Here is a 12,591-nt window from a genome sequence, read left to right on the forward strand (position 1 = left end):
CCCCGAGAAGGAGGGAGCAGGGAATGCCGGGTGCTTGCTGCACCCGCGGTCTCGTGTGCAATAAGCGCTAAGAGATGCGCACACGAGCATACAGGTACAGCCGAGGCACTCCGGCATTCCCTGCGCAATGGCTTTACGGCTTACTTCGTGCTCTTCCCGGCGACGAATTCCTCTTGTCACCGTCACCAGCGGATTGAGATTTGTCTAAGCCCGGTTGGGCCGACGCGTCTCCGCTGGCTTAACATCAGCCACGGATGCCAGAACCACACGACTTCGCCGTACGCAGCGCCCTCAACCGCCACTCCGATCGGCGAGATGCCGACTGAGGTTCTGGCGAAGGCCTTGAAACGCCGGTCGTCTGCGTAAACGTAAGATCACTCACGGGAGAACCCGCCCTGCGACCACGATCGCGCCCGACGCCGCTGCGTCCACCGCATCCAACCCCGCGTCCGTGACGATCGCGATACGCCCTCTTACCGGGGTGGACGGGCGAAGTGATAGCGGTGATTTGGCCTGCGGCGGAAGCGGTTTATTTCTTCGGATACGACTGGACTGCTAGCATCAGGTTGATCTGGTTCAACAAATCGCGATGAACGCGCAGCGCAAATCAGCTAGCTCCCCCAGCGACAAAGACAGTTAAATGCACTGTCACCGCAATTGCTGCGTTATAGATCGGCCTAATGCTTCGGCAGTTCGTGCTGCGTGGTTGTCTCACTGTCGCCTACCGGACTAGCGTCGAGAGCATTCTTGGCATCGCAAAGCGCTTCTGGGACCTCATGCCTGTCAGGCGAGATCAGAAGCTGTTTCCGCATCTCGGCGAGGCGGGCACGGCAGTATTCGCGGTACAGGAGATCGAATATGGCGGGCATGATCTAACCTCGTTTGTTTGATCTGCACCAATTCCAAGCTATCATTTTTCTTGGGGCCCAAGATGTGAACTAGATCACAGCCTGTCCCTCCTGAGCTTTCTCCGCCCCAGTGATGAACCTTGACAGAAACTCGCGAACCTAGCTGCGGTTCAACACCCACATGACGCCAACCTCAGGCGACGAGACAATTAGCAATCGCGCCGTAGTCTCAAGAGTTAAATGCACTGGACTGCACCCCTGGAATGAGACACGATAATTTCTGTGACAGTGCGGTTGCCATGATGCGTTATCGTGCTTTGTTTTGCGCGAACGCGGTTTCGAACTCAAGCGGTGATTGGTATCCGAGCGCCGAGTGCAGCCGATCTTTGTTGTACAACGAGGTTTGAGAACGCCCACAGGACCGTTCTTCGCGAGGTTCTTTATCGATATCATCCTTGGTTTGGTTGCCGAGTTTGCGTTCATGGGGCCGTCGACAAGGCTGGCGATGTCGCCTTCCGCTGCACGCTGGATGGATCGCAAGCAGATCGTTGGCTGGAGGTTCCAGCATGGATGTTCGACCGGACGGCATGCCCTGAGGCGGAGCTTTTGGCAGCTCGGCCATTTGTCAGCATAACCGCACTTGCAGCGCTTTCTGCGCTTCTCGATCTGGCGTTGATGGATCGAGCGCCATCAGCTGCCCTGCTTTCTAGCGCATCCAGAGCCTCTCACGACCAGAATCGGGGAGCGACTCATGTCACGCGAGACGGCAATGCCAGGGAGCGGATACCGACACAATCGACAACCGCGGTCGCAGCCGCAGATGGATCTGTTCGGGAGCGGCCTGTCGAACGGCGCCCTCGGCGCGCCAGCATGGTCGGAACTGCCGGCGGAAGCGCGGGCGGCGCTGACCAGTCTGATGACGCAGTTGATTCTCGGCCATGCTGCGACGACAGCGACGCCGCGCGCGAAGGAGGTCGGCCATGATCTCTGACAAGATCAGGCCTCATCATCTCGAGCGCAAGGCGATTCTTTACGTGCGTCAGTCCTCGGCGCATCAGGTGTTGCACAATCGCGAGAGCAGCGCGTTGCAATACGCCATGCGGGACCGGCTGACGGCGCTCGGGTGGTCAGAGATCGACGTGATTGATGATGATCTCGGTCGTTCGGCCGCCGGCGGGGTCCAACGCGCCGGCTTCGAGCGGATGGTAGCGGAGGTTTGCCTCGGTAAGGTTGGTGCGGTTTGCGCCCGCGAGGTCTCGCGCTTCGCTCGCAACAGCCGAGATTGGCAGCAACTCATCGAGATGTGCCGCGTGGTCGATACCGTTCTGGTCGATCAGGAGACCATCTATGCGCCAAGGCACGGCAACGATCGCCTGTTGCTCGGGCTCAAGGGCAGCCTCAACGAGTACGAACTGGATCTGTTGCGCCAGCGCTCGCTCTCGGCCCGCTACGAGAAGGCGCGCCGGGGCGAGTTGGTGGTGGCGGCGCCGGTCGGGTTCGTGAAGTCCGGCGACCATTATGAGAAAGATCCGGATCGGCGGGTCCAGGAAGCGATCAAGCTGGTGTTCGACAAGGTCGAGGAACTGGGCAGCGCGCGACAGGCGCTCTGCTGGCTCCACGAGTACAATCTCGATCTGCCGGTAAAGCAGACCAATGGCGACACGGCCTGGCGGCGACCAAGCTACTCCGCCATCCACCGGATCATTGAGAACCCGGTCTACGGCGGCGCCTATGCCTATGGTAAGACGGCTGTCGCGACGGGATACGGTGCCGAGGGCGTGAGCGTGAAGATCCGCCGCAAGGCGCGGAACGAATGGTTGGCGCTGAAGCCCAACACCCACGATGGGTACGTGAGCTGGGAGAGGTTCGAGGCAATCCGCACCATGGTCAGCAACAACGTTCCCACCAGTCGGTATCACGGCGCGCCCAAGCATGGTGACGCGCTGCTGGCCGGTCTGATCCGCTGCAGGCGCTGCGGTCGCAAGCTCACACTCCGGTACTCCGGCATGAAGCGCCATATTCCGCGCTACGCTGCAGCTGCAGCCGCGCCTGGATGGACAATGGCGGCCCTCATTGCATCGGCTTCGGCGGACTGCGCGTTGATGATGCCATCGAGGAAGCACTGCTCGGCGTCGTCGGTCCGGGCGCTATCGCCGCGGCGACCGCTGCCGCCAAGGAAGCCAGGGAACGGCGCGATCAGGTGCGCGATGCTCTCAGTCGCGACCTCGAAGCGGCGCGCTATGCCGTCGACCGGGCCTTCCGGCAATACGATGCCGCTGATCCCGCGAACCGGCTGGTGGCGGGCGAGCTTGAAGCGCGCTGGAACAGGGCGCTCGCCCACGTGGCGGAGGTCGAGGGCAAGATCGCCATGCATGATGCGGCGATGCCCGCCCCCATTGCCGATCCAGCTTCGCTTGGCGTTCTGGCCTCGAACCTCAAAACGGTCTGGGATGCGCCGACGACGGATGCGCGCCTCAAGAAGCGGATTGCGCGCACCGTCATCCATGAGGTCGTGGCCGATATCGACGATGCGGCCTCCGAGATCGTCCTCATCGTCCACTGGGTCGGCGGCGTTCACAGCGAGATACGCCTGCCCAAGCGCCGGCGCGGGCAGCGCAACAGCACCTCCGCCAACATCGTCGAAGCTGTGCGCCAACTGGTGCTGATCGCCAGCGACGATCTGATCGCCGGCCTGCTCAACCGCAACAGCCTCAAGACCGGTAACGGCAATCGCTGGACGCGCGAGCGTGTCACCTCGATGCGCTCGAACTATCGCATCCCGGTGTTCAAGCCCGCCGAGGACGGGATCGAGCCCTGGCTAAACCTCAGCAACGCGGCAAAGCTCCTCAAGATTGCGCCCAAGACGCTCCGGCTCGCCGCCGAAGCCGGCGAAATCGCAGCCATCCATCCGCTATCGGACGGCCCGTGGATTTTTGCTCGCGCCTTGCTGATAACAGCTGCCGCTCAATCTATCGCCGAACGAGCGCGACAGAACCCAAGATACCCCACGGGATCACATCCCAATCAGCAAAGTCTCTTCTCTTCAACAACATAGACAGATGGGTGTTCTGATGCGCGGTTGTAGACCTCTGCGATGAAGCCATTGATGCGACGGCGGGCGTCTCTGATGTCAGCGAAGGCCCTGCCGTTGATCTCCTCCATCTTCAGCGTCTTCATGAAGCTTTCGGCCTTGGCGTTGTCGAAGGGATTGCCCGGCCTGCTCATGCTGATGGTGATGTCGTATTCAGCGAGCCTCTGGCGATAGGCGATGGAGGCGTATTGCACGCCGCGATCGGAGTGATGGATCAGGCTGCCGGATTGCGGCTTTCGGGCTTCGAGGGCTGTGTCCAGCGCGGCGATGGCGAGCGAGGCATCGAGCGTGTTCTCCAAAGCCCAGCCGACGGCTTTGCGCGAGAAGGCGTCGAGAATGACGGCAAGATAGACGAAGGCTCTGGCGAGATGCACATAGGTGATGTCGGCGACCCAGATCTGATCCGGCGCCGACGGCACGAGGCCGCGCACCAGATTGGGCACGATGAGAAAGGCCGAAGGCCTCTCAGCAGGTGGCTTCAGGAACGGTGCCTTGCGCTGGGCCAGGAGATTGTCCTCGCGCATAAGCCGCTGTATTTTCTTGCCATTCACCACCATGCCCTGCCGCCTGAGGGTCGCTGTCACCCGCCGATAGCCATAGAAGCGGTGCTTGAGACAGATTCGCTGGATCATATCGCGCAACTCGCACTCACCGGCTTCATCGTCGCGTCCGGCAAGGTGCCGGTAATAGGTCGCGCGCGGCAGGCCTGCGAGCCTGCACAGGTGCTGCACATCGGCGTGCGACCCGGCGGCCTCGAGCGTCATGGCTTCGATGACTTCGATGATGCGGATGCGGGTTTGCCTTGCGTTGCCGGCCGCTCCATTGCGCGCAAGGCTTTTCGAAAAAATCGATATCCATCTGCTGGCGGCCCACCAGCCGTTCAAGCTCGGCGATGCGCGCGTTCGCCCGGGCGAGTGCAGAGCGCTTGTTTGCCTCCGGCTGCAACGGCTTGAGCTTGCGGGGACCAGGCTTCGGCCCGCGCTTGCGGTTCAGCCCCTCAGGCCCATGGGCCTTCCACGCCTTGATCCAGTCATGCAGGAGCTTGCGCGATATCCCAAGCTCGCGGGCCACAGGCAGAACGCCTTCGCCACCTTCCGCACGCTTGATCGCCTTCAATTTGTACGCCGTCGGATACTGACGGTTCTTTGCGCTTGCTGCCACAGGTCATCCTCAAAATGAGCCTGTCATAGAAATTATCGTGTCTCATTCCAGGGGTGCAGTCCAGCACTGTCACCGTACTTCCCAACTACATCGCCGGCCTGCCGGAGACGAGGCAGAACCAGCCGGAATGGCAAGCGGTCATGGAAGCGCTGATTCTCGTGGCGGAAAATGGCGGGACCGACGATGTTTGCACGGATCGGCGTGATGAAAGCATTGAACCGGGGCCACGTTCGGGAGTTTAACCTATCTCGCAAGGACCCTCACTGGGGACGCCACAAGGTGGCGCGAGATCGATGAAAACGGTCTGGATTTACGTCGATACAAAGAAACAGGTCGGCGACCGTGACCATCTCAAGGTGTTTGCAAACTCGGACCTTGCCGATGAGTGGTTCGTGGTGAACGATCCGGAAGGCGCCGTCTTTGAGTACGAGGTCATAGGCGTTGCAGATGACGAAACCGGGTCGGGACGTCAACGGCATCGCTAGGACAGAGGCCGACCACCACATGAAACGCCTGGCGTGCGGGCAGTGGTTCTATATGCGCGATCTTGGGCAAGTGGTCGAGCACATCCACGATCGGGCCAGCGGGCCAGTTTCAAGAGATAAGGTGCTAGGTCCTCAGCGGTGAAGTTTTCGACCAGCTCGTCCGCTTCTGGGAAAAGCGATTGAAACGTTTCCATTTGAGACGAACTGCAAAAGCAGATCGATGCCGGCTTGATCGAACGAACCGACAACCAAGGCGAATTTCTCTGCACCAGTGCCGGGCCGCAGGCGCGCATAAGAACCGATGGACGCCTTCTTACCGATCGAAGTCTGCACGATCACGCGTCGATCGACGTCCCCGGGATCATCCTCCGCGATCCCGGCAGCAAGAGCTGGGACGTCTCCCAAAACAAACCCCTCCCCTGATCCATCCTCCCGGCCAACGCGCCCTGAAGGCCCTGTGCCGGGCGTCAAACAAAAGAACGATCCCAGCGCTAAGGGGGCAGTGGGCTGGGATCGTTCAGGTCGGAGCTGCCCCGGCGGTGGGCACCCGACTATTCAAAGAATTCTGTCGTCTCAAAAGTTCCGATTCAGGGAAAGCTGAACAGCCGTTAATGGAACCGGAACGAAAGTCCTCATCGCGGAATTGTTAATGTGAGACCGTCGCCCGCCGTCAATGAACGGCGCATGTCGCGGATAGCCAAAGGTCTTCTGACCCGCTGTTCAAGAGCAAGCGCTCGCGCAAGATAGCCAAAGGCGACGGTCTCCGTCTTATCTGCAAGCAGGAAGAAGGCCCTCGATATTACTGTCGGGCGTCGTTGGGTCGTGCGCGCTGGAGAACTGTTATGCGAAAGACTGTTGAGCGAAACACTGTTGAGATTGACTCCCGACACAGTCGCGCGATCGTTCAAAAGATTGGCGAAAGACTACGAGCGTCGATAAAGGAAGATCGAGAGATACCCGCGAACTTCAAAATGCAAATCGATCGACTCCGGGAATTAGAAGACGAAACGAAGCTCAAAGGTTAAGTCACGTCCGTTCTGGTCGGCTCCTCTCTCACCACTCCTCTCTGAGCACGACTACGCACTGTGCGGCGCGGATATCGCGGGCGGCTTCCAGCTCTGGGTCTAGAAAGCAAAATGGCCGCAGATTGCTCAGCGGCCCACCGGATATGAAAATCGCCTGCAATAAAATCCTCTAGCTCCGGTGCGACCTCGCTCTCTGCCGGTATGCAAGGTACGCCGGTCCCGCAACGGTGCGAGGGTTCGGTTCCAACGGGACGTAAAGTGCGCGCCCGTACTCTTCCGGATAGACGATCCTGAAATCCGTATCAGAATAGGCGCATTGCAGCGGCGCGGTATTCAGTTCACCTAGTATTTGCGTAGCGCCCGGCAGTCCGAAATGGCTGCCGGGCTTTTACATGACTACCTGTCAGGCTTCTCCAGGGCCGCTTCCAATTCTGTGACGATGTCGTGCAGGAGCCCAATTGCAAGCGGGTCCGTGACTTCACGCTCCATCACGCGGAAGCGCATCACCCGCTCTTGAAGCTCACGCTGTTCCCTGTCGTCGTCCATGACGCGCTCCGCGTTTAAAGCATGACGCCGAGCGAGACCGATGGTTGCAGGAACTTGAATGAATATTCATCAAGGTTAACGCGTTCCTAGAGCCTTTTCGGTTCTGATTGAATCAGAACGGAGCTCTAGTCTTTTGTTTTGACGCGTTTTCTTCAGCCGACGCCAGCCGGGTTGCAGGTCAAATACCGAACGAGTGCCTCATCTGCCTCAACATCGATGTGGCGGCATCAGTATACCGACCATTGGTGAGATACTGATCTACCTGCGACGCACCAAGCAGCATCAAGGCTGCCATTACAAAGCCTTTGAACATAGTGGGCCTCTCCAAAGGAAGGAGACCGCCAACCGGGCTGGTCGAGTTAGAGTCTTTCGGAATTCGCTGTCGCCGATCGCGACCTATCCGCAATGGCGGAATGCTGGCACCAATTGGTAGCCAAATTGCTAAATCGTGTAGCTAAATCGTGCTGCGATGGCGTTGAAGCGGAGGGCCTAACACGCGCTCCGCTTAACCTTCTTTCGGCTTCTTCGCCCGCAACTTCATCTCGCGGTAGCGCGCTGCTCCGCCCTCGCGGTTGCTCTGCGGGCTGCGTTCCACGGCCATCGCATCGTCGGGCACGTCCTTGGTGATGACCGAGCCCGAGCCGATATAGGCGCCGTTTCCGATTTTCACCGGCGCCACCAGCGAGGAGTTGGTGCCGACAAACGCGCCCTCGCCGATCAGCGTCTTGTGCTTGAAGAAGCCGTCATAGTTGCAGGTGATGGTGCCGGCCCCGAGGTTGGAATTGGCGCCGACATGGGCATCGCCGACATAGGAGAGGTGGTTGACCTTGACGCCGGCCTCCAGCGTCGCGGCCTTGGTCTCGACGAAGTTGCCGATCCGAACGCCATCGCCGAGCGAGGTGCCCGGGCGCAGGCGCGCATAGGGACCGATGGAGGCCTTCTTGCCGATCGAGGTCTGCACGATGTGCGAGAACGAATGGATCACCGCGCCGTCGGCGATGGTGACGCCGGGGCCGATCACGACAAATGGCTCGATGGTCACGTCGTTGCCGAATGTCGTGTCGGCGGCGAGATAGACCGTTTCCGGCGCTATCAGCGTTACGCCGGCATCGAGCGCCGCCTGGCGCAGCCGCGCCTGCATCACCGCTTCGGCCTCCGCAAGCTGCGCCTTGTTGTTGATGCCGCGCACTTCGTCCTCGCTGGTTTCGATCACGACGGCCTCCAATCCGATTTCCCTGACGATGGCGACGGCATCGACCAGATAATACTCACCCTTGCTGTTGGCATTGCCGATCCGGTCGAGGATTTCCAGCGCGCGGGCGCCCTCGAACGCCATCACGCCGGCATTGCACAGCGTGACCTTGCGCTCTTCATCTGTCGCGTCAGCATGTTCGCGGATCGCCATCAGCCGATCGCCCTGAAGCAGCAACCGGCCGTAACCGGTCGGATCGGCGGCGCGGAAGCCGAGCACCGCAAGCGCCGCGCCTTTCTGCAGCGGCGCGCGCAGCCGGGCGAAGGTCTCAGCCGAAATCAGCGGCGTATCGCCGAACGCCACCAGTAGATCGTCGGCGCCGCGCGCGATCGCCTCGCGGGCGGCAAGCACAGCATGCGCGGTGCCGAGACGCTCGGCCTGAACGAAGGTCGCAGCATCCGCGCGAACGCGCTTGACCTCCTCAGCGATCGCCTTGTGGTCCGGCCCGATCACGACCGCGAGCGAAGCGCCCGCGCCGTGCGGGGCCGCATCCAGCACATGCGCCAGCAGCGACTGGCCGGCGACCTGGTGCAGCACCTTCGGCAGCGAGGATCGCATGCGCGTGCCCTCACCGGCCGCAAGCACGACTGTCAGGCTGGATCGAGCGGTCATTCTGGTCCTCAGGCGAACAGGGTTGCGAGGGCCGTCTTTAATTGTTTTCCCCCGGAGATCAAACCGATTCGCCGCCCCGAAAACGTCCGGATTCAAGTGAGCGGCGCTTTTCCTGTTAATGTTTGCCCTGTGATTCGGCAGGCCTTGAGGAGGGCCAGGGGCGTTTGGCCAAGAAATCCGACCATCTCGCAGACTTCGAGGCGGATGACAGCGGCGGTGTGCTGAGCAACCTGTTCGCCGACGAAGATGAACTCGACCGCCGCGCGCTGTGGCGGATCGGGTCCTGGGGCGTCGGCGCCACGGCTGCGGTGATTCTGGCCGTGATGGCCAACCAGTCATCCCTTGGATTGAAGCGCGAACAGGTCGCCGCCGCTGACATCACCAGGCAGGCGCAGCAAATTCAGCTCGTGGCCAGGGAAACTCAGAAGGAAACCCAGAACGAGGCGCGGCGGCTCGCCGCCGCCATCGATACGCTGAACGGCGATCGCGACCGGCTGTATTCCCGCGTCACCAGCCTGGAACAGGGGCTCGAATCGGTCACCGGGGCCATCGCCCGCCAGGGTTCCGCGCAGGCTTCGCCGCCTGTTGCCAATGCGGAACCGCAAGCCGTCCAGAAGCCGGCATCGCCAAGCGTCGCGCCCGTAGCGACCGCCCCGGCCGCAGCGCCGGTCGCTGACAAGCCCGCTGCTACCGCCGAGGCAGGCCCGGCTATGGTTTCGCCTGCGACAAAGGCCGACGCAGCCAAAACAGAGAGCGCCAAGCCGGAAACGGCCAAAGCTGAGACGGCAAAGGCTGAGATGGCAAGGGCTGAGATGGCAAAGGCCGACTCCGGTACGCTGGAGCCCGCCAAGCCGGAGTCCGCGAAACCCTCGCCCGCCACGCCACTAGTGGCCGCGCTGTCGATGATGGCTCCACCCGACCCCGCCGCCGGCAAACTGATCGAACTGGGCAAAGGGCCGAACCCGGTGATCGCAAGCCCGATCCCGGATGTGGTCGCGTCGGCGCCGGCCGATGCGGAGGCGGATGAAGCCGCCGCGCCAAAAGTATCGCTGCAGCGGACCGAGTTCGGGATCGATCTCGGCAGCGCCAATTCAGTGAACGGCCTGCGCGCGTTGTGGCGCGGGCTGCTGAAATCGAGATCGAATGCGCCGCTGACGGCACTGCGCCCGATCATCGTCGTGAAGGAAGGCACCAACGGCCTTGGCATGCAGCTTCGCCTCGTCGCCGGTCCGCTGAACGATGCCGGCGCCGCCGCCAGGATCTGCGCCATTCTTGCCGAAAACAGCCGTCCTTGCGAGACCGCGATCTTCGATGGCCAGCGGCTGTCGTTGAACGATCCGCCGCCCACTGCCGCCAAGCCGGGCCCGCGCCGGCGCGCCATCGCCAAGCAGTCGGCGGCGACAGTCGTTGAGGAGGTGGCGAAGAAGCCGGAGCCGCCGCCGGAGCCAACGCAGACGACATTTTCGTCCATCTTCGGCAGGAAAAATTCACAATAAGCTTTTTGAGTACAGGACGTTACGACAGAATTCTGACTTACGTTCTCACTGTGGGTGAACGCTTGTCCCGGCCGCCAATCCCGACCATATTGCGCCGATGAAAAAATCCCCGTTCCGGCTCACGCCCTATCAAGTCCAATTCCTGCTGGTGGTCGGCTTCGTCTCCGTCGGCTACGCGCTCTATCTGCGCTACCTCACGGTCGAGTTCTCGACTGTCGCGCTCGCCTGCGACGCCGGCCTGCAAACCATGCAGTGCAAGTCGCGGACGCTCGCCACCTACCTGTTCAAGAATTCGGTATTCGGCATCACCGCGCTGATCATTGCGACGCTTCACGTCATGCGGCCGTCGATCGTGCTGCTGACCGGCGGCCTGATCGCGGCGGGATTCGGGATCGTGCTCTACAACATCGCGCTGTCTGGAATTGCGATCGGCCTGCTCATTTTGGGATTTGCACGGCCCGCGCCCGCCACAGCGTGAGCGCCAGCAAGAGATAGATCGCGCACGTCCACATCGACTGCCAGTTCTGATTGCCTTCATTGAAGCCGGTGAAGAGCGCGGCCACGACCAGCAAACCGGCAAAGGCGGATTCAGCAATCGGGCGAACGCCCTCTTTCGGCCGGTTGAGCAGCATCAGCGCCGCGAACGGCACCACCGCCATGGTCAGCGAAGCGAACGGAAAATCGCGGTAGCGCGGATCGAACGTAAAGCCGAGCGCGGTTTCCGCCGCGATCAGCGTGGTGACGACAAGCGCAAGTCCCAGCAACGCCGACAGCACCGACTTGGTCCGGCCCTCGCGCGGCCCAAGCAGTTCGAGGAAGGTCGGCAGCGACCGCCCCGACATCACGGCGTTCGCACACAGCATCGGCGAGGCAATGGCGGCTGCCAGCAGCGCGCCCCATTGCAGCCAGCCGCCTGCCCCGTAGCTCTCGTAAAACATCTTGTCCGCGGCAACCCCGAGCAGCATGCCGGCGGTCGTCGCCGATGTCCCGACCGCGATCCAGGCGGCCAGCCCGGGCTTCCACGGCCGCCGCCGCAGCGTCAGCCAGCCCGCGAGGAAGACGAAGGCGCTCAGCGCCATCCCGCCTCCCATCTGCAGTTTCCAGAACGGATAATTGCTGATCGGCTCTCCAGGCGGATATTTCACCGCCCGCTGCGCGTCATTGATCATGCCCCAATAGCCGCCGACGGTGCCTTCGAGCTGACGCTTCCACGGCTGGTCGTAGGCCTCGATCAGGTTGACCCGAAATTTTTCGCGCTTGGCGAGATCGAGGATTTCGGACACCACGCGCGCCTGGTTGGTGCGCGACGGCAGCGCGCCTTCGCGCATCCTTCCCGCGCTCGGCCAGCCGGTTTCGCCGATCAGGATTTCCTTAGCTGGAAATGCCACCGCCATCCGCTTGCGGATATCGTCGACATGGCCGGCGGCGTGCTTCGCGCGCACCGGCATGTCTTCCCAATACGGCAGGATATGGATCGTGACGAAGTCGACCGCGTCGTAGATTTCGCGGTTGCGCAGCCAGAACTCCCAGACGTCGGCATAAGTGACGGGCACGGTGACCCGCGACTTGACCGAGCGGATGTGGGCCGCGAGATCCGATGTCGTCATCTCGCCGCGCAGCAGCACCTCGTTGCCGACCACGAGCGCCGTAATGACGTCGGGATGTTCCTTGGTCAGTTCGACCGCAACCGAAATCTGGGCAAGATTCTTGATCCGGTTGCTCGAAAGCCAGATCCCCTGGATCACCTTCAGCCCGACCTTGGCGGCCAGCGCCGGAACCTGATCGAGCCCATTCTCGATCGAATAGGTCCGCACGCAGTCGGTTATCTTGGCGAGTTGCGCCAGGTCCTCCGCGATCTGTTCGGGAAGGATCTGCGTGGTCGGTATCAGGGGTGTCTGCGCGCCGCGGAACGGCGCGTAGGAGACGCATTGCAGCTTGGCAGTGGGGTCGATCGGCGCGCGCGGAAGCGTGATCGGCGTGGCGAGCCACCACCAAAGAGCCGCGATCATACCTAGCGATGAAAGGAGAAGCGCCAGCGGCGTGCGAAGAGAAATCGGTTCCATCCTCCGGGCGGG

Annotated in this window: 12 protein-coding genes and 1 pseudogene; 7 read left to right on the forward strand and 6 right to left on the reverse strand. The window is 61.7% G+C overall.

The window, feature by feature from the left end:
- The first annotated feature begins 680 nt into the window (after nt 1–680).
- The 4 genes and pseudogenes from ACFXS9_RS13365 (at nt 681) to ACFXS9_RS13380 (ending at nt 3,903) form a co-directional block, all read left to right on the forward strand.
- Nucleotides 681–890 carry a hypothetical protein gene (locus ACFXS9_RS13365; RefSeq protein WP_392689525.1) on the forward strand — a complete coding sequence of 70 codons (210 nt, stop codon included), beginning with the start codon at nt 681–683 and terminating at the stop codon, nt 888–890.
- A 778-nt stretch (nt 891–1,668) separates the two neighbouring features.
- Nucleotides 1,669–1,839 carry a hypothetical protein gene (locus tag ACFXS9_RS13370; protein WP_392689527.1) on the forward strand — a complete coding sequence of 57 codons (171 nt, stop codon included), beginning with the start codon at nt 1,669–1,671 and terminating at the stop codon, nt 1,837–1,839.
- A pseudogene (locus ACFXS9_RS13375) lies at nt 1,829–2,686 on the forward strand (recombinase family protein); the annotation flags it as partial. The gene ACFXS9_RS13370 and the pseudogene ACFXS9_RS13375, both read left to right, overlap by 11 nt.
- Nucleotides 2,687–2,901: 215 nt before the next feature.
- Nucleotides 2,902–3,903, forward strand: coding sequence for a hypothetical protein (locus ACFXS9_RS13380; RefSeq protein WP_392700330.1), 1,002 nt, complete (start codon nt 2,902–2,904; stop codon nt 3,901–3,903).
- Here the strand turns inward: ACFXS9_RS13380 and ACFXS9_RS13385 are convergent.
- Both ACFXS9_RS13385 and ACFXS9_RS13390 read right to left on the reverse strand, forming a co-directional pair.
- Nucleotides 3,873–4,703: an IS3 family transposase gene (locus tag ACFXS9_RS13385; RefSeq protein WP_392689529.1), complete on the reverse strand. Its 831-nt coding sequence runs from the start codon at nt 4,701–4,703 to the stop codon at nt 3,873–3,875. The genes ACFXS9_RS13380 and ACFXS9_RS13385 overlap by 31 nt on opposite strands.
- A complete protein-coding gene (locus tag ACFXS9_RS13390; protein WP_392689531.1) occupies nt 4,597–5,100 on the reverse strand; it encodes a transposase in 504 nt (167 codons plus the stop codon). The genes ACFXS9_RS13385 and ACFXS9_RS13390 overlap by 107 nt, the downstream gene beginning before the upstream one ends.
- A 293-nt stretch (nt 5,101–5,393) precedes the next feature.
- Between ACFXS9_RS13390 and ACFXS9_RS13395 the strand changes: the two genes are divergently transcribed.
- Nucleotides 5,394–5,585: a hypothetical protein gene (locus ACFXS9_RS13395; protein ID WP_392689533.1), complete on the forward strand. Its 192-nt coding sequence runs from the start codon at nt 5,394–5,396 to the stop codon at nt 5,583–5,585.
- A gap of 132 nt (nt 5,586–5,717) precedes the next feature.
- Here ACFXS9_RS13395 and ACFXS9_RS13400 read toward each other — a convergent pair whose 3' ends face one another.
- The 3 genes from ACFXS9_RS13400 to glmU all read right to left on the reverse strand — a co-directional run bounded on the left by ACFXS9_RS13400 (nt 5,718) and on the right by glmU (nt 9,020).
- On the reverse strand, nt 5,718–5,990 hold the full coding sequence (locus ACFXS9_RS13400) for a hypothetical protein (protein WP_392689535.1): 273 nt from the start codon (nt 5,988–5,990) through the stop codon (nt 5,718–5,720).
- Nucleotides 5,991–7,006: 1,016 nt separating this feature from the next.
- The gene (locus tag ACFXS9_RS13405; protein ID WP_197427475.1) at nt 7,007–7,156 is read right to left on the reverse strand and encodes a hypothetical protein; all 150 of its coding nucleotides are present in this window, start codon (nt 7,154–7,156) and stop codon (nt 7,007–7,009) included.
- A gap of 505 nt (nt 7,157–7,661) precedes the next feature.
- Nucleotides 7,662–9,020, reverse strand: a complete 1,359-nt coding sequence (gene glmU, locus ACFXS9_RS13410; RefSeq protein ID WP_392689537.1) for a bifunctional UDP-N-acetylglucosamine diphosphorylase/glucosamine-1-phosphate N-acetyltransferase GlmU — start codon at nt 9,018–9,020, stop codon at nt 7,662–7,664.
- A gap of 164 nt (nt 9,021–9,184) precedes the next feature.
- Here glmU and ACFXS9_RS13415 point away from each other — a divergent pair, with 164 nt between their 5' ends.
- Both ACFXS9_RS13415 and ACFXS9_RS13420 read left to right on the forward strand, forming a co-directional pair.
- Complete coding sequence (locus ACFXS9_RS13415; RefSeq protein ID WP_392689539.1) at nt 9,185–10,516, forward strand: hypothetical protein; 1,332 nt, start codon at nt 9,185–9,187, stop codon at nt 10,514–10,516.
- Nucleotides 10,517–10,613: 97 nt separating this feature from the next.
- Nucleotides 10,614–10,994, forward strand: coding sequence for a hypothetical protein (locus ACFXS9_RS13420; protein WP_057846199.1), 381 nt, complete (start codon nt 10,614–10,616; stop codon nt 10,992–10,994).
- Here ACFXS9_RS13420 and ACFXS9_RS13425 read toward each other — a convergent pair.
- Nucleotides 10,954–12,579 (reverse strand): beta-(1-6) glucans synthase, encoded by a 1,626-nt coding sequence (locus ACFXS9_RS13425; protein ID WP_392689541.1) that lies wholly within the window; start codon nt 12,577–12,579, stop codon nt 10,954–10,956. The genes ACFXS9_RS13420 and ACFXS9_RS13425 overlap by 41 nt on opposite strands.
- Nucleotides 12,580–12,591 lie beyond the last annotated feature (12 nt).

Source organism: Bradyrhizobium sp. RDI18 (assembly GCF_043203335.1).
In the GTDB taxonomy this organism is placed as follows: Bacteria; Pseudomonadota; Alphaproteobacteria; order Rhizobiales; family Xanthobacteraceae; genus Bradyrhizobium; species Bradyrhizobium retamae.

Bases quoted from the DNA above. Each gene is read 5' to 3' on its own strand.
- ACFXS9_RS13365 (WP_392689525.1), top strand. From the start codon at position 681: ATGCTTCGGCAGTTCGTGCTGCGTGGTTGTCTCACTGTCGCCTACCGG.
- ACFXS9_RS13370 (WP_392689527.1), top strand. From the start codon at position 1,669: ATGGATCTGTTCGGGAGCGGCCTGTCGAACGGCGCCCTCGGCGCGCCA.
- ACFXS9_RS13380 (WP_392700330.1), top strand. From the start codon at position 2,902: ATGGACAATGGCGGCCCTCATTGCATCGGCTTCGGCGGACTGCGCGTT.
- ACFXS9_RS13385 (WP_392689529.1), bottom strand. From the start codon at position 4,703: ATGACGCTCGAGGCCGCCGGGTCGCACGCCGATGTGCAGCACCTGTGC.
- ACFXS9_RS13395 (WP_392689533.1), top strand. From the start codon at position 5,394: ATGAAAACGGTCTGGATTTACGTCGATACAAAGAAACAGGTCGGCGAC.
- ACFXS9_RS13405 (WP_197427475.1), bottom strand. From the start codon at position 7,156: ATGGACGACGACAGGGAACAGCGTGAGCTTCAAGAGCGGGTGATGCGC.
- glmU (WP_392689537.1), bottom strand. From the start codon at position 9,020: ATGACCGCTCGATCCAGCCTGACAGTCGTGCTTGCGGCCGGTGAGGGC.
- ACFXS9_RS13420 (WP_057846199.1), top strand. From the start codon at position 10,614: ATGAAAAAATCCCCGTTCCGGCTCACGCCCTATCAAGTCCAATTCCTG.
- ACFXS9_RS13425 (WP_392689541.1), bottom strand. From the start codon at position 12,579: ATGGAACCGATTTCTCTTCGCACGCCGCTGGCGCTTCTCCTTTCATCG.